This window comes from Apilactobacillus kunkeei (genome assembly GCF_001421115.1).
Classification (GTDB): domain Bacteria; phylum Bacillota; class Bacilli; order Lactobacillales; family Lactobacillaceae; genus Apilactobacillus; species Apilactobacillus kunkeei_F.
Map to the genome: position 1 here is coordinate 115,745 of NZ_JXCW01000006.1, position 15,874 is coordinate 131,618.

Here is a 15,874-nt window from a genome sequence, read left to right on the forward strand (position 1 = left end):
TAATCAAATCCCTCTTACTATATAAGTCTTATTAATCTCTTCAATTTAGCTGGCACCAATAACTTGGCGGCTGTTAGTACATTAATGTATTCATAGAAAACTGGTAGGTTAAAAGCAAAAATATATTGATGTACTAATCTAATGGTATTCTTGCGATCTAAAAATTTAGTGTTAGTAAATGACTTACTGTATTCCACTAACGGTCTCTTGATGTTGGCACCCTTATAGCCATTCTTGTATAGACGCATCCATAGTTCATAATCTTCCACTCTTAGGTGATTGATAGCTTCAGAATAACCACCAACGGCTTTGATTACTGATGCTCGCATCATAATGGATGGATGAACATAGGGATTTCTCTTAATCAAGTCAAATTTATCTGGATGACCTGGTAAATCAGTGACTAAGCTGTGGTCATCAAATACTTCATCGGCATTTGAACCAACAAAACTATATTCTGGGTTGTCTTGTAAGAACTTCAGTTGAGTTTCAAATCTATCTGGCAATGAAAAATCATCATCGTCCATTCTAGCGATATAATCACCATTACATTGGCTAAGACATCTGTTTAGAGACTTTTGTAGTCCCATGTTGTGTTCGTTTTTGATTAACTTTACACGGTTATCTGACTTGGCAATTTTTTGTAATGTGGAGTAGGTGTCATCGGTTGAACAATCATCACAAATGATAAATTCGATATCTCTGACTGTTTGTTGCAAGATTGATTCAACTGATCGACTAATCTTCTTACCACGATTATAGGTAGACATAATTACTGAAATCATTTCGTTCTCCTTAAAACTATCCCTCATAAATTCTGCTGTATCCTTGCACGAATGAATCCTTTGAATATAGACATTCAACGTCTTTACGTGCCATTACACCCTTACACAAGTTTTCATCCCTTTTGATGCTTGAGTATTGTTCATCAAACTCATCAACGGTGTTAAATTTAAATCCATTAGTGTCATTAATCACTTCTGAATTGCCGCTAACATCGGTGACGAAACACTTCTTTCGTAAGGCCATCGCTTCCAATAATACGATTGGAAGGCCTTCCCACTTAGATGTCAAAATAAAGTTGGCATATTCTTGAATGTTTTTCATCACTTCTTGATTGGTAAGCCATCCCGTTACCTTGATGTTGGATGCTGATAGTTCATCCCTCATTGGTCCATCACCAATCCAAATAAATTGCCATTCAGGGTGTCTTAAAGCGATTTGATTAAACAATTTTGGATTCTTTTGTTCATTAATTCTACCGACAGTGTAGAAAACATTTGTTAAAGTATTTGTATCATTGTTCACGAATGAATCAATGTAATCCAAATCAACACAGTTATTTACATATTTAGAATCCTTATCGATCTTTTTGGCATATTTGTATTCACCAATACCGCACGCAATTGTTGTGGTATTGAGTTTACTTAGTATTGCTTCAATAGCGTAGTATATATTTCTTTTTACAGGCGATTCGTTTCCCATCAAAAATGAGTAACCATGAGGTGTATAGAAAAATTGGGTGTTCTTCAAACTACGGGAATTAAATAGTTTGATCATTCTACCAATGGCCCCTGCTTTTGATGAATTCAAGTGCACGATATCTGGTTTGATATCCATTATCTGCTGTTTAACTTCGCAGTATGCCCTGTAATCGGCACTTGGACTAACAGCACGTTGGAAATTATTTACTTCGATTAAGTTGACTCTATTATCAAATAGTTCTCTCAAGTTATTAGGAGTTTGTTTTCTAACCCCATAAAGCAAGGTAATATCATTGCCCTTTTTAGCTAGTTCATTGCATAAAAGTAGTAGGTAGGAGAGCACTCCTCCTCCGAGTGACTCTACAACATACATAATTTTCAGTTTTTCTTTATCTCTTGGCATAAAATCTCCCTGTTACTAATACGCTTCGTTTGGATAAATCATAATCCAAACCGTCTTAAAACAAATCTTCATGTCTAACAAAAGACTTGCATGTTCAATGTAATCAATATCTAGTTCTACCATTTCATCGAAGTTTAAGGAATTTCTTCCGCTAACTTGCCATAGACCGGTACAACCCGGTTTGACCTTTAGACGTTCCTTATCGCGTTGACTGTATTGATCGACTTCTTCTGGCAAAGGTGGTCTGGGACCAACGACAGTCATACTACCCAATAACACGTTGATTAATTGTGGTAATTCATCGATACTATGACGTCTAATGAAACAACCTACCCTAGTCACTCGAGGGTCGTTGCTCATCTTAAACATAGCTCCTTTAACTTCGTTTTGTTTGGTTAATTCTTTTTTCTTATCGTCAGCATTCTGACACATTGATCTGAATTTATAGATTCTAAAAGGTTGGCCATCCTTACCAATTCTTTCTTGGGTGTAAAAAATGGGACCTCTATCATCTAAATAAATACAAAGTGATACCACCAAAGTCAGTGGTAACGTAATTAGTAACGCAAATAAACTAGCAGCAATATCAAATAATCTTTTAACAGTAAGGTAAAAATTACTATAAATATTTGAATGCTTTTCCATTTCTATTTAACCTACCTTCTCTATTTCCCCAAAAGCTTCTTAAAGAATTTAGAAGCTGTGCTTTCTTTCTTAACTCTATCTATATTTCCAATTTCAATTGTTTCGCCGTTCCATACCTTTTCGGCGTTTTGTTCATATTGCAAAGCAACGTCTTTTCCCTTCTTTTCTGCCAAGCGGTCAAAGGCTTCCTTCATTCTAAAACGACGGCCCTCCATGTTATGGGCATCGGATGAGAACATGAAGCCAAGACCTGCGTCAACGATTTTGTCTGTAAAACGTTGAATGGTTGAACCAAATCCACCAACATAACTGGTGGCCGTGATTTGGGTTAAACATCCCTGACTGACTAAATCAAATAGGATGTCTGGATCTTGTTGAATACCGTGATTACGTTCTGGATGAACAATAATTGGTACAATTCCCTTTACCTTTAATTCAAAAATCATATCTTCCGCATATTCAGGAACCCCACTATGTGGGAATTCAATCATCATATACTTCTTGTTAGCACCGTCCGCATACAACACATCGTCTTCATCAATATCTTTTAAAAGCTCCCCATTGATGTGAACTTCTTGTCCCGGGCGTAGTTGAATATTGATATTATTATCATTAAATGTCTTTTGTAAGTTTTCGACCGCTATTTCGATGTCTTTTCTGTGATTTATATATTCGCCATCCATGTGATGGGGAGTTAGTAGGATTTTATTGATTCTCTCTGCTTCAGCTTCTCGAGCCATATCCAGAGCCATACTAATAGTCTTTGCCCCATCATCTACAGATGGCAACATGTGACAATGTAAATCAATCATTTAATAACTCCTACTTTGAATAATAGTAATAGTAATCGTTGGTGATGTTGTCCTTAGACATGTTCATCACACCACCTAGGATATTGGCATTAACCTTCTTTAATTGTTCTACGGCCATCTTGACACGCTTCTTTTCTGCCACACCTTGTGGTAATACGAAAATGGTACCGTCAACTGTAGTAGATACGATTGATGCATCAGTCATTGTGTTAACTGGTGGAACATCAACGATTACCAAGTCGTTTGGCTTGTTGAACTTATTGATAATATCAATAATCTTGCGGTTTCCTAATAATGCAGATGCATTTGGTGGAATTGGTCCACTGGTAATTACGTTTAGGTTATCGATTGAGGTGTATTTGATAGCGTCTTCAATTGTTGAGTTACCGGATAAGATGGTTGATAACCCCTTTTGATTGCTGACGTTAAAGCTCTTGTGAACAGTAGGTCTTCTCATATCAGCATCAACTAAAACAACGTTTCTTCCCTGTTTAGCATAAGTAACGGCTAGGTTGGCACTGAAAGTAGACTTACCTTCTGAAGGATCACTTGAGGTCACCATAATGCTCTTTAGATTACCATTGATGTTGGCGAATGAAATGTTAGTCATTACAGTTCTGAATTGTTCAGATACTGATGATGTTGGATACAATTCAGCGACCAAATTAACCCCAAATTTGGAACTGTCATCATTTAATTTTTTCTTTGGACTCTTATTAAATAATCCCATTACACTCTTCCTTTATTTCTTAATTTGTTTACTGATGGTTTGCATATCAATATCACTGATTGTTCCTAGGTTAATTAGGCCTAAGTCCTTTTCGATAAAGTCAGTGGTAGATATTGTCTTATCGTTGAATTCGCTTAATAGTGCTAAGAACATTCCTAAGATAATACCAACCAGTGTACCGGCTAGTAGGCTAATCCCTTTCTTAGGAAAGATTGGTTTCTTAATTTCTCTAGCCTTTGAAATAATTGAAACGTTATTTACATTCATAATGTTCTTGATTTTTGATTTAAAGGTAGAAGCAGTAATGTTAGCGATTCTAGCTGCTTGCTTTGCATCGTGGGAAGTAACATTGATGTTAATAACTTGTGAATTTGTGTCAGTTGAAACATTTAATTCACTGTCCTTATAAACCTTGTTACCAACCTTATGCTTTACTGAATTACCAACTGTTTGACTGCTTAAAATACTTTTATATGTATTAACTAGTTGCAAGTCGGTAGATTGAATTTGTTGTTGCTCAGCTGCTTGCGCGTCACGATCCAATCTTTGACTAACGATAATTTCTGATGTCGCTTGGTATTTTGGTTTTACGACAAAAAATACTCCGATTGCAAAAACCAATACTGTAATTACAACCGTAGCAATTATCAATTTGATATGTTTAGACAAAATGCGAAAGATTTTGTTTAATTCTTCTAAAGAATTAGTTTCTTGTTTCTCCACTGTAAAGCACCCTTCTATTAGTTATTTTAAATAGCTGCATTAATTAAACTATAAACAACTGTTCATTATATCATCTTAAAAACGCTAGAAAAGGGAACGAGACAAATATAACTGTAGTCTAATTAAGATTTAAACGTCTTATAACTCAATTCAAATTTTCCCTTTTTGAACAGATGTATAAAAAAAGATACGACAAAAATGTCGTATCTTTTTTATTTTTTATTTAATCTTTCAAACTTTCGTTGATTAGGCTAGAAATTCGGTTTTGTTCGGTGCCAGAAACATCTTGGAATGATACACCGTCTAGCATTTCACCAGTTCCGTGTGCGTAATCACTCTTAATGTTTTTATTAGTACCTCTGTAATGCAATGCTAATTGAAGCATGTCGCTCATGGTCAAATTAGTTTTCAAGTTATGAGAAATTGAGTTCAAAAAGTCAGAATTAATCACAGTTTTGTATGAGATGGCCTTCTTCATTAAGGCTTCCAATACTAATCTTTGTCTGTATTGACGACCGTAATCACCTTGTGGATCTTGGTATCTCATGTTGGAGAACCACATTGCTTTGTTTCCATCCATGTGTTCTAACTTACCCTTAGTATAGTGTTGACCTTCATAACTAAATGTTAATGGAGAAACAACATCGACTCCGCCGACTTGATCAATGGCTTTCTTAAGTCCACCCAGACTCAAAGTAACGTAGTAGTCGACTGGAATGCTGAAGTGACTTTCGATGGCATTAATTGCTTCTTTGGAACCACCGTAAGTGTAAGCAGCGTTGATTTTTGATGGTGAGTATTGTGGGAAATCAGGTAAATTAACCTTCATATCACGTGGGATACTTACCATTGTAGTTGTATTGGTCTTTGGATTTAAGGTCACAATCATCATACTATCTGTACGACCCTTATCACTTCTACCATCAAAATCGGTATCGGTACCCATAAATAGTAATGATACTGGTTTTTCAGACTTCAAAAGTGAATCGGCATCCCTAACCGTTTTCGCTCCAGAAGGTTGATATACTGCATCGGCAGTTTTTTTCACGTTATGGTAAGCAGCAAATGCACCCACTCCCACTAATACAATCAATAACGCAATAATCCATAAAACAACTTTTTTCCAAGTCTTCATATGTTTCTTGGAAGTGTTTTTGTTGTTTCTTCGACTCATGTTTTCGTCGTTATTCAAAACACTCACCCTTTTCTTTCATAATTAATATTCATAATTCCGTGAACAATTATACATCAATAATTTTTGCATAATCCACTTTACTCCTAATTCTATATACCTATAATTACAAATTCAAGACTGGAAAAATCATGTAGATACCAAAAGCCATGACAATTAATGAAAGAATAATTACGATTCTTTTGTAGATCCCCTTCATTTTGTATCGATCTGGCAACGCTTTGGTCTCAAGCATTAATAGAAATCCTAGCACAATTGGTACCATCAAGGCGTTAATTACTTCGACGGTAATTGCGATTGAAACTAAGTCTTCATTGAACAATACCAACAAGGCACTAACGATTAATACCAATGAATACATTGAATAAAAACCTAAGTTGGAACGATTAATGCGTTCGTTTAAACTGTGTTTCCAGTCCAACACTTCAGTCATGCCCCATGTTCCGGCTAGAACAACCACGATGGCAGCAACCAGTGCCCCACCTAGGATACTTGATCCCATAATCGCCTTGGCTGGAGACATCCCGATATAGCTACCGATTGAGGTTACCAAGTCACCAACAGTTTCTTCGGTGGCATGGAGTTTACTATGAAACACGGTTGCAGCAAACAATACGATGAAACCAATCATGATCCCCTGGGTAATGAATGTTCCCACCATCGTATCTGTCTGTTCCTTTTTAATCATGTGACGCTTTAGACCCTTATCAACCACCGCACTTTGTTGGTAAAAAATCATCCATGGCATAATCACCGCACCAACGTTTGCAGCTACCAAATATACATATCCATCATCATGGATTGGTATCGATTGAATTCCGGTCATGATAGAATTCATGTTTGGATGCACCATGAAAATCCCGATGATAAATGTTAATTCGAACAAACCAAAGATAATCCCAATCTTTTCAACACGTCGGTAACTACCTAAAAAGGCAATTAAAATTAGGACAAACGTACTTATGGGGACGGTAATCCATTTGGAAATTCCAAATAATTCACCGACTCCAGCAATTCCGATAAACTCGGTCAACAGCGCTCCAATCGTTGAAATCATTAGAGTAATCGCTGAGACATATGCCCAGAATTTACCAAAGTATTCGCGGATCAATTCACCGTGACCCTTCTTTGTGACGATTCCTAAGCGAACCGTCATTTCTTGCACCATAAATAGAATTGGAATTAACAACAGCTGAGGTAAAATCATGGAATAACCATAACTAGCACCGGACTGTGCCGCCGTAATTAAGCACCCTGCATCGGTATCGGCGAGCATAACAATCAACCCTGGGCCAATCACAATTAACCACTTTTTCAACTCCAACCAGAACCGTTTCAAACGGTTGCTCGAAGTGTCGTTAATTTCTGAATCTATTCTTTCTTTCATCAATAAGTATCCTTTCAATTTATTTATCTCTCTCAACAGTCAGGGTATTCAATTGTACAAAAAAATTTTCCAATAAAAAAGGGTTGTTATTTTTCATAACAACCCCTTTATCTATTTACTTGAACTTTGATCAACGTTATCAAACAACCCGTAGAATAGCTTTTGATTATCTTTTCCAAGGATTCTGGCAACATTGAAATTTTTTATATAAACCCGTTTATTAATGGATTTAATGTAGACTGTTTTTTCAACAATTGAATTTGGACTTTGGTTTGGATTTAGGTGAATCACATTATTTGGATTTTCCTTATATTGTTCAACTGAATCCGCTAAATTATAGCTTGGCATGATGTAATTATTGAACTGATTACTGCCTAGGAACCCAACGTTCATTCCAATAATGATGGTTAGTCCCACCGCCAATATCGATGTCATAAAGTAATTCGACAAACGACTCAGTGGTTTTTTCATCATTTGAGAAACAATCGTCATCATGAAGAAGATGACCACTGCGTATGCTGGATAAGCGTATCTAGCAATGTAAATTGGTCTTACCGCTACAGAAATTGCAATCCCAGTCAAAGTGGTTAATACGAAGACCAGCAGCACAATAGTTAGCGTAGATTTGAACTTCTTGGACATGTTTAAATATGCCCAAATCGTTGGATAAATCAGTAATACCATAAAGGCAATCGCATAGTATTGACCACCGTTGTCGGTAAAGACATCCGCAAATAAGTTTACAAAATTATTGATAATGTTGTCGACGTTGACCGGTGGAATCCAATAGGAAGATGACACCTGTTGGGCTTGTGCAAATGCGACAACTCCCCACGGAACAAACATCACTAAAAATACGACAATTCCTCGTAAGATGGCGTTTCCGTCGTATCTATTAAATTGGAATTTAACGAAGTATAAGAACAGCATCCATCCCGCTGCAACGGCCGCAAAGTAATGGGTATACGATGCAAACGAGGCAAAGATGACCGCTAGGAAAATGTGGCCAATCTTCTGCGAATTATCGTAGTGCTGCAATTGGTTCAATACCAACGCTAAAAACAGTGCAGCTAATGCGTACATTCTAATCTGGGTAGAATATCTCATAATACTTGGCGCTAAAAAGAAGCCCGCCCATTGGATGGCGTTAGCCCCTGGTACGCCCAAGTTCTTCACCGTCTTGGACAGTGTTAAAAACGTTAAGATAGCTAATATGTATGAAAATAATCGCGCAATAATGACCTTAGTGAATAACGAATTCGTCCAAAAAGCGGTGATACTCAAGAAGAATCTTAATGCTATATAGTAAAACGGTGGATGCACATCCATCGAATCAAGTCTGATTATATCCCCGTAGTTATGTCCTACCAATGCCATCGTGAAACTTTCGTCACGCCAAATTGTTGGGTGCATGAAAAATAACATATATGCAATTGAAATTAAAAATAGACCCAATGTAAGTTTGGCCTTCTTATTCATCAGACGATCACACCTCTTTATTTATTACTACTAATTATATCAGAGCTTAGAAGGTGTGTCTTTTTTTGCTACAGAATTATTGCACAATCAAAATCTGTTGAATGGATAATACCATTTCGTCATCTTCGGTCATAATCGTGACCTGGTTGGGCTGCAAGTTCATTACAATCCCATTTATTACGCTCTTATTTCCATCATCATTAACATAGGTAACCTCAGTTTTGGCGTGGTTTTCACCCTTGTGCTCTAGTTCCTCGTGAACACTTTGAAAATCCATATACATAAAGCTATCATCGAAGGCTTCCTTGTGCTCTTTTCTAAGGGCACTAACGTGATCAGAAAGCATGAATCCCTGCCACTTTAGCATCCCTCTGTCGTGATAGTAATAGTCAAAGAAGTTTTGAACCGTCTTGTCGTCAATATGGTGATTTAACAACTTTATCCAACCTTTCTTTTGGGACGTTGAATGTAGGAATTACGGCTGTCCCATTTAATACCTTCAAATCCAGCGAAAACAATGGTTAACTTTAGGTCTTTTTCGATTAAGTTTAAGATTTCTTCCAAGTCAGCAATCCAGGTGCTTTCCACGTGATGAAGTGGCGTTACTCGAGTGATGTGACCTGGTTTGTATCTAATCATGTAGAAATTAAATTGATGGTCGTAGTGATCAAAAACAACCTTAATTCTGTATTGAACGTTATATTCACGCTTAAATAATGGTTTTGCTCTATCTAGTATTAACTTTGCTGTTTGTTGATTAGTCATATGCATTTCCTCCATTGTGACCACCTACTAATCCGGAACGTTTTAACATTGTGCCACCCTTTTCGAGGCTGTGACCTTTAAAGATAGCCGTGGCGCCGAACTTGTCCCTGATTTCATCTGCTACTTTATCGACTTTCGATTTTTTGATTTGCACTTCTGGGTCGTCAAAAATGTCTAATTGTTGGGCATTACTGCTGCTTAATCTGGTGTATGAAACCCCGACATTTCTGATTCTTTCACCATGCCAATACTTATGGAATAAATCCATAACTGCTCCTACCAATTCACGGTTGTCCGAGGTCGTGGTGATCTTTTGTTCGTGTGAAATACTGGTCCGATCGCTCCCTTCACTTTCCGCGTACGAAAAGCCAAGGTATAGATGAACACAGCTGGTTTGTTTCTTTCTGTGACGCAAACGAGATGCCACCTGTTCGGCGATTTCAGTAATAACGACTTCTAGTTCGTGTTGGTCCTTGTAGTCCCTTGGTAGCACCTGCGAATTGGATAATCCCTTGTCCTTAATTGGCACCTTTTGATCTAATTGAGCACGGTCAATTCCCCACGCAATCGCAAACAATTGGTATCCCATCACACCTAAGTGTGCCTTTAATTGATATGGGTCGGTTCTCGCCAATTCACCTAAGTTATGAATACCTAGTTTGGCTAGGTTTTCAGCGGTATGCTTACCGATACTCCAAATCTTATCGATGGGTTCAATTGGCCAAACATTATTGGTAAAAGTGTCATAGCTTAATTGGCCGACCAGGTCCTTATTGTGTTTAGCGAACAAATCCAATGCTAGCTTAGCCTGCACCGGATTGTCACCAATTCCCACAGTCGTATATAGACCAAGGCGTTGTCTAACCGTCTTTTGGATTTTTCTGGCGACCTGTGCGGGACTATCCCCGAACAATTGCCATGTGTGGGTCAAATCCAGGATGGTCTCGTCGATTGAGTAAGGAAAACAGTGTTTTTCATCGGCGAACTCATGAAAAATTTTATTGATTGCCATATTTTTTCGAATGTACAAATTCATCCTTGGAGGAACCACAATTAATGAATCGTCCCAGGGCAAATCACGTTTCCTAGTCACGTTCGTAATTTGAAATCGTTTCTTAGCTGTCGGAGACGATGCTAAGATTAATCCACCGTTCGTATTGTCTTGATCAGACATCACTACGAGGCTAGCAGTTAGTGGGTTCAAACCTAGTTGAACGCACTCAACACTGGCATAAAACGACTTATTATCAATGACCATAAAGACCCCTTTGGGTTCATTTGAATAATCCATTTTGGGTTCCTCCTTTCAGTAAAATATATTATACGAACAAACGTTCTTTTTTGCAAACAAAAAAACAGACCGTTTTTCGATCTGTTGTCATAAGCCTTTTTAATGAATAAACACCGTAACAAGTGTTATTAAACCAAAAATAACTCCCGGAACATTTGAAATAATTAAAGGCCAATCTTTGTAGGTCTTAAACCAACCATATAGTGTCCACAAGGTAGCGTTAACAGTGGCAACGAATGGTTGAATTGGGCTAACTGGGTTACCAGAAAAGTTTTGCATAATTTCTGGAATGTAAGCAATGTACATTAGTGATGAAGTAAAGATAGCCACTTTACTCATAATTTTTAGATTACGAATTCGTTTGTCAGAAACTTCTCTTCGTTGATTCTTTGGAACATAATTATCAATCTTCATTGTATATATCTCCTCTATGCATACTGAAAAATTGACAGCTATTATTTGGTTTATAGTATATTAATATTATATCACTGTCGTTTCAAGAGGTTTATTAAGAAAAGTATAAAATTGGTTAAACTTCTTTACCAATTTAATTTGACTTTTCTCTAATCCAGTTTTAATATAATGACAAATAAACGATTGCGATGAGAAAGTTGAGTAATAACTGCCATCAACCAAAGCGAGCTTCGTCTGGTGAAAGGAAGCATTGATCAGGTTACGAAAATCCCTTTCGAGCGATGTACTGAACAAAAGTAAAGTGCATGGGGAGCGCCCCTTACAGCGTCAGCGTATGTTAGTACGTCAAGGTAGCTTTTTTAAGCTACGAATGTAAGGTGGTACCGTGTCGAATGACGCCCTTAGTCTAATTGTAAAGTTAGATTAAGGGCGTTTTTTTGTGCCCCGCAATCGGTTAATCAATACATAAAAAAAGGAGATGATGGCATGGATAGTCCGATTGATATTTTACACATAGCGATTCAATTCAAACACATACTATTTTTAAAGGAGATTTATTATGGAAGACTTAAACAAAAAGCCATTATCAGTAAAACAATATTTAGTCGTCAGCTCACTGTTATTCGCACTATTCTTTGGTGCTGGTAACTTAATTTTCCCACTTCACTTAGGCCAACTAGCTGGTTCTCATTGGTTCACCGCCATGCTTGGTTTCTTATGTACAGGAGTGGTATTGCCCTTACTATCAGTTCTAGCCATCAGTGTGACTCGTTCAAAGGGTGTCTATGACATCGGAACTCCACTGGGATCAACATTCGCACTAGCATTCATGGTATTAATCCACGCCACCATCGGACCACTCTTTGGTACTCCTCGTACCGCTACCGTTCCTTTTGCAGTCGGCGTTCAACCATTACTACCAAGTAACTTTATGCACTATGGTTTGCTAGTATTCTCATTTCTATTCTTCCTAGCCGCGTTCCTTCTTTCATACAAGGAATCATCAATCATGGCTAGTGTTGGTAAACTATTGAATCCCATCTTTTTAGTATTACTATTCGTCGTATTCTTCTTGGCATTCCTACACCCAATGAGTTCAGCAGGTAGCCAACCGGTCACTGACGCTTATCAAAACGGATCATTTTTCAACGGCTTCTTGGAAGGTTACAACACCATGGATGCCCTAGCCGGACTTGCCTTTGGTGTCACCGTCGTAACCGCCGTTAACCAACTTGGTAAGACTAACCCATTTAGCAACGCCAAGGTCACTGCCAAAGCTGGTTTCCTAGCCGAAGCATTGGTTGGATTAATCTACGTTGTCCTAATCTGGTTGGGTGCCACTACCCTAGGTCAATTCAAGGCATCAGCAGATGGTGGTGTCGCCTTTAACCAACTAATGACTTACTACCTAGGTGCAACCGGACATGCCCTACTAGCGACATTACTAACCCTTACATGTCTAACTACTGCCATGGGATTAGTGGCCGCATTCGCCCAAGATTTCCACAAACATTTCCCAGCATTAAGCTACGTTCAATGGTTAGCATTAATGTGTGTTGCATCATTTCTAACTGCTAACTTCGGACTAGATACCATCATCCAATGGTCAACTCCAATGCTAATGTTTTTATACCCATTCGCAATGGTCTTAATACTACTATCAGTATTCTCACCACTATTCAAACGTGATTCAGTTGTCTACTTCTGGGTAGTATTATTAACCACTGTACCCGCATTAATGGACATGTTAGCATCATTTCCACCAGTCGTATCACAAAGTGCCTTTGCCAAAATGGTCGGAAACTTCCAACAAAGCTATCTTCCGTTAGCATCAATCGGAATGGATTGGGTTCCATTTGCGGTCGTTGGTTTACTACTTGGCCTAATGTGTCACTGGTACAAAAATAAAAAATATTTACAAACCGTTACAGACTAACGTTTAAACAAACAATCAGAGTTGAGCGAAATGTTCAACTCTTTTTTTATTGCCCAAGAGTGATAACATACTTAAGTAAGAAAGGAAGTGCTATTTTGAAAAGTAAAAAAGTAATCATTTCTGTTATATCAATTGTTGCTGTTTTAATCTTAGGAACAGTGGCGTTTGCATCCGTTAAGCATAACGATCAAACCCATAAAGCTGCTGAATCAAGCAGCTCAAAGGCAACAAGCTCTACTGTATCAACTAGCAGTAGTTCATCTTCTATGTCATATAGCTCAAGCAGCAAAAAGGAAACTGCTAAGCAAAAAGAAAAACCAAAGCAATACACTATTCCAATTCCCGCTAATCCAGTCTACAAACCAATCACCCATGATTTCTATGGTAACTGGTACTACGGTAACCAAGCAAAAATTGAAGTTGGCGACTACATCTTTAGAGGTGATCATCCTACCGACCCAGTATCTGGTCCAGGTCCATTGGTAATGGAAAGATATCGTACAACTAACGCCGTGTACATCAGATCATTATACGAAATTAACACATACTGGCCTGCTACACTTAAGGTCAACGGCGACGAAAGTTACAACGTGATGGTCACAAGTAACGCCGACAAGTTCACTGATTTCAAGATTTACACATCAGTTCCTACCAAGCAACCAATTAAGGAATATGTCTTTAAACAAAGTCATCCTGAATTAGTAGACAAGAAATTCATTTCTACCGATGAATTAGATTCTCTAAAATAAAATTTGACTTTCATAAATTTTGCTGATATATTTTTTATATTCAATAAATCAGTTTAAAAAAGCGATGAAAAAGCAGAGTAACAATTCGGCTAGTTCAAGAGAGTCCCTACTTTCTGGAAACGGGATAACTACTAAATTGCGAAAGTATCTTTGGAGCTATATACCGAAATCCGTTGGAGAGTAACGTATATTGGGTACACCCATTACAGTGTTAGCGTATGTTAGTACGTGAAGAGGCTAGACTATTTGTCTAGCAATTAAAGGTGGTACCGTGCACAAAGCACCCTTGGTTCAATACGAACTAAGGGTGCTTTTTTATTGCTTTAAAAAAGGAGATGATGGTTATGAAAAACGTTGTGAGTAGTTAGCACAAGTAACAAATCAAAAACACAATTATTAAAGGAGCACTTATTATGCAAGACGAAATCAAAGACATTAATACACAACCATTGTCGATTAAACAATATCTAATCATCGGTTCAATGTTATTCGCACTATTCTTCGGTGCGGGTAACCTAATCTTCCCCATTCACTTGGGACAACTATCAGGTTCCAACTGGGTACCTGCCATGCTAGGTTTTCTAGCATCTGGAGTATTATTACCACTACTTTCAGTTCTATCAATCAGTATCTCTCGTGCCAAGGGAGTATACGACATCGCCAAGCCACTGGGACCAGCCTTTGCAATTATTTTCTTGGTATTAGTCCATTCAACATTGGGACCATTATTTGCCACACCTAGAACTGCCAGTGTTAACTTTACCGTTGGAATTCAACCATTCATCCCCGATCACTACATCAAAGTAGCAATGTTTATCTTTACCGCGCTATTCTTCATTGCTACATTCTACCTATCATATCGAACATCAAGTATTATCGATAACCTAGGTAAGATTTTAAACCCATTATTCTTGGCGCTATTATTTCTAGCATTCCTATTGGCATTCTTACATCCAATGGGTGCTGCTTCAGCACAACCAGTTACTCAAGCATACCAACACCAATCATTCTTCAATGGTTTCTTGCAAGGTTACAACACCATGGATGCATTGGCCGGATTAGCATTTGGGGTTACCGTTGTTTCCGCTGTTAACCAACTAGGAAAGACATCCCCTAAATCAAACGCCAAGGTAACCGCCAGAGCTGGACTAATTTCAGAAGCATTAGTTGGAATCATCTACATCATCCTAATCTGGATTGGTGCTACTTCATTGAACCTATTTAAGATTAGTACCGATGATGGTGGAACTACTTTTAACCAATTCATGGGTCACTACTTAGGAATCACTGGCCACGCTTTACTAGCAACACTAATGACTCTAACCTGTGTTACCACAGCCGTAGGTTTAGTTGCTGCATTTGCTCAAGACTTCCACGAACATTTCCCTCGTTTCTCATACCATCAATGGTTAGCCTTTAACTGTTTCGTATCATTTACCATTGCAAACGAAGGACTATCACTTATCATTACTTGGTCCACTCCAGTATTGATGTTCCTATACCCATTTGCGATTGTATTGATCATCCTAGCACTATGCTCACCACTATTTAAAAAGGATAGAAACGTTTACCTATTCACCATTATCTTTACTCTAATCCCAGCATTCTTCGATATGTTGGCAGCCTTTCCACCAGTTATCTCAAACATCTCTTTCATCCGTGCTTTAATCAATGCGGAACAAAAGATTTTACCGTTTGCCTCAATTGGTATGGACTGGGTAATTCCAGCTATCGTTGGTGCCATCATCGGATTAACTATTTACAAGACTTCTAGTCATAAGGAAGCGAAAATTTAATAAAAACTTAACGGCTATCCACTGGGGGTAGCCGTTTTATTTGTGGTGAAAAGTGCTAAAATAAAGTT

The 15,874-nt window shown here is 37.9% G+C and carries 16 protein-coding genes and 2 other annotated features; of the genes, 3 read left to right on the forward strand and 13 right to left on the reverse strand.

Going from position 1 to position 15,874, the window contains the following annotated elements; translation table 11 throughout:
- Positions 1 to 17: 17 nt before the first annotated feature.
- The 13 genes from RZ55_RS05945 to RZ55_RS06005 all read right to left on the reverse strand — a co-directional run bounded on the left by RZ55_RS05945 (position 18) and on the right by RZ55_RS06005 (position 11,250).
- On the reverse strand, positions 18 to 785 hold the full coding sequence (locus RZ55_RS05945; RefSeq protein ID WP_057175974.1) for a glycosyltransferase: 768 nt from the start codon (positions 783 to 785) through the stop codon (positions 18 to 20).
- Between the two features lie 16 nt (positions 786 to 801).
- Positions 802 to 1,887, reverse strand: coding sequence for a glycosyltransferase (locus RZ55_RS05950; protein WP_081034527.1), 1,086 nt, complete (start codon positions 1,885 to 1,887; stop codon positions 802 to 804).
- Between the two features lie 15 nt (positions 1,888 to 1,902).
- Positions 1,903 to 2,532, reverse strand: a complete 630-nt coding sequence (locus RZ55_RS05955; RefSeq protein WP_057175976.1) for a sugar transferase — start codon at positions 2,530 to 2,532, stop codon at positions 1,903 to 1,905.
- Between the two features lie 20 nt (positions 2,533 to 2,552).
- Positions 2,553 to 3,344, reverse strand: coding sequence for a tyrosine-protein phosphatase (locus RZ55_RS05960; protein WP_057175977.1), 792 nt, complete (start codon positions 3,342 to 3,344; stop codon positions 2,553 to 2,555).
- A gap of 10 nt (positions 3,345 to 3,354) precedes the next feature.
- Positions 3,355 to 4,074, reverse strand: coding sequence for a CpsD/CapB family tyrosine-protein kinase (locus tag RZ55_RS05965; RefSeq protein ID WP_057175978.1), 720 nt, complete (start codon positions 4,072 to 4,074; stop codon positions 3,355 to 3,357).
- Positions 4,075 to 4,086: 12 nt separating this feature from the next.
- Positions 4,087 to 4,797, reverse strand: a complete 711-nt coding sequence (locus tag RZ55_RS05970) for a YveK family protein (RefSeq protein ID WP_057175979.1) — start codon at positions 4,795 to 4,797, stop codon at positions 4,087 to 4,089.
- A gap of 223 nt (positions 4,798 to 5,020) precedes the next feature.
- Positions 5,021 to 5,971: an LCP family protein gene (locus RZ55_RS05975; RefSeq protein ID WP_051592224.1), complete on the reverse strand. Its 951-nt coding sequence runs from the start codon at positions 5,969 to 5,971 to the stop codon at positions 5,021 to 5,023.
- Between the two features lie 124 nt (positions 5,972 to 6,095).
- Positions 6,096 to 7,376: an NRAMP family divalent metal transporter gene (locus RZ55_RS05980; RefSeq protein WP_057175980.1), complete on the reverse strand. Its 1,281-nt coding sequence runs from the start codon at positions 7,374 to 7,376 to the stop codon at positions 6,096 to 6,098.
- Between the two features lie 111 nt (positions 7,377 to 7,487).
- Positions 7,488 to 8,855, reverse strand: a complete 1,368-nt coding sequence (locus RZ55_RS05985) for a hypothetical protein (RefSeq protein WP_054450675.1) — start codon at positions 8,853 to 8,855, stop codon at positions 7,488 to 7,490.
- A gap of 76 nt (positions 8,856 to 8,931) precedes the next feature.
- On the reverse strand, positions 8,932 to 9,291 hold the full coding sequence (locus tag RZ55_RS05990) for a hypothetical protein (protein ID WP_057175981.1): 360 nt from the start codon (positions 9,289 to 9,291) through the stop codon (positions 8,932 to 8,934).
- A 2-nt stretch (positions 9,292 to 9,293) separates the two neighbouring features.
- A complete protein-coding gene (locus RZ55_RS05995; RefSeq protein WP_053792095.1) occupies positions 9,294 to 9,620 on the reverse strand; it encodes a hypothetical protein in 327 nt (108 codons plus the stop codon).
- The gene (locus RZ55_RS06000) at positions 9,613 to 10,911 is read right to left on the reverse strand and encodes a Y-family DNA polymerase (RefSeq protein ID WP_057175982.1); all 1,299 of its coding nucleotides are present in this window, start codon (positions 10,909 to 10,911) and stop codon (positions 9,613 to 9,615) included. Before RZ55_RS06000 ends, RZ55_RS05995 begins: the two co-directional genes overlap by 8 nt.
- A gap of 99 nt (positions 10,912 to 11,010) precedes the next feature.
- Positions 11,011 to 11,250 (reverse strand): SemiSWEET family transporter, encoded by a 240-nt coding sequence (locus tag RZ55_RS06005; RefSeq protein WP_412052646.1) that lies wholly within the window; start codon positions 11,248 to 11,250, stop codon positions 11,011 to 11,013.
- A gap of 254 nt (positions 11,251 to 11,504) precedes the next feature.
- Positions 11,505 to 11,731, forward strand: a binding site (T-box leader).
- Positions 11,732 to 11,884: 153 nt separating this feature from the next.
- Between RZ55_RS06005 and brnQ (RZ55_RS06010) the strand changes: the two genes are divergently transcribed.
- The 3 genes from brnQ (RZ55_RS06010) (at position 11,885) to brnQ (RZ55_RS06020) (ending at position 15,806) form a co-directional block, all read left to right on the forward strand.
- The gene (gene brnQ, locus RZ55_RS06010; protein WP_057175983.1) at positions 11,885 to 13,261 is read left to right on the forward strand and encodes a branched-chain amino acid transport system II carrier protein; all 1,377 of its coding nucleotides are present in this window, start codon (positions 11,885 to 11,887) and stop codon (positions 13,259 to 13,261) included.
- Positions 13,262 to 13,356: 95 nt separating this feature from the next.
- Complete coding sequence (locus RZ55_RS06015) at positions 13,357 to 14,010, forward strand: hypothetical protein (RefSeq protein WP_057175984.1); 654 nt, start codon at positions 13,357 to 13,359, stop codon at positions 14,008 to 14,010.
- 55 nt (positions 14,011 to 14,065) lie between these two features.
- Positions 14,066 to 14,301: a binding site (T-box leader), on the forward strand.
- A gap of 122 nt (positions 14,302 to 14,423) precedes the next feature.
- Entirely contained in the window at positions 14,424 to 15,806 is a 1,383-nt protein-coding gene (gene brnQ / locus RZ55_RS06020; protein WP_143444211.1) for a branched-chain amino acid transport system II carrier protein, read from the forward strand.
- Positions 15,807 to 15,874 lie beyond the last annotated feature (68 nt).

Coding starts and splice junctions, on each gene's coding strand:
- RZ55_RS05945 (WP_057175974.1), bottom strand. CDS start 785: ATGATTTCAGTAATTATGTCTACCTATAATCGTGGTAAGAAGATTAGT.
- RZ55_RS05950 (WP_081034527.1), bottom strand. CDS start 1,887: ATGCCAAGAGATAAAGAAAAACTGAAAATTATGTATGTTGTAGAGTCA.
- RZ55_RS05955 (WP_057175976.1), bottom strand. CDS start 2,532: ATGGAAAAGCATTCAAATATTTATAGTAATTTTTACCTTACTGTTAAA.
- RZ55_RS05960 (WP_057175977.1), bottom strand. CDS start 3,344: ATGATTGATTTACATTGTCACATGTTGCCATCTGTAGATGATGGGGCA.
- RZ55_RS05965 (WP_057175978.1), bottom strand. CDS start 4,074: ATGGGATTATTTAATAAGAGTCCAAAGAAAAAATTAAATGATGACAGT.
- RZ55_RS05975 (WP_051592224.1), bottom strand. CDS start 5,971: ATGAGTCGAAGAAACAACAAAAACACTTCCAAGAAACATATGAAGACT.
- RZ55_RS05980 (WP_057175980.1), bottom strand. CDS start 7,376: ATGAAAGAAAGAATAGATTCAGAAATTAACGACACTTCGAGCAACCGT.
- RZ55_RS05985 (WP_054450675.1), bottom strand. CDS start 8,855: ATGAATAAGAAGGCCAAACTTACATTGGGTCTATTTTTAATTTCAATT.
- RZ55_RS05995 (WP_053792095.1), bottom strand. CDS start 9,620: ATGACTAATCAACAAACAGCAAAGTTAATACTAGATAGAGCAAAACCA.
- RZ55_RS06000 (WP_057175982.1), bottom strand. CDS start 10,911: ATGGATTATTCAAATGAACCCAAAGGGGTCTTTATGGTCATTGATAAT.
- RZ55_RS06005 (WP_412052646.1), bottom strand. CDS start 11,250: ATGAGTAAAGTGGCTATCTTTACTTCATCACTAATGTACATTGCTTAC.
- brnQ (WP_057175983.1), top strand. CDS start 11,885: ATGGAAGACTTAAACAAAAAGCCATTATCAGTAAAACAATATTTAGTC.
- brnQ (WP_143444211.1), top strand. CDS start 14,424: ATGCAAGACGAAATCAAAGACATTAATACACAACCATTGTCGATTAAA.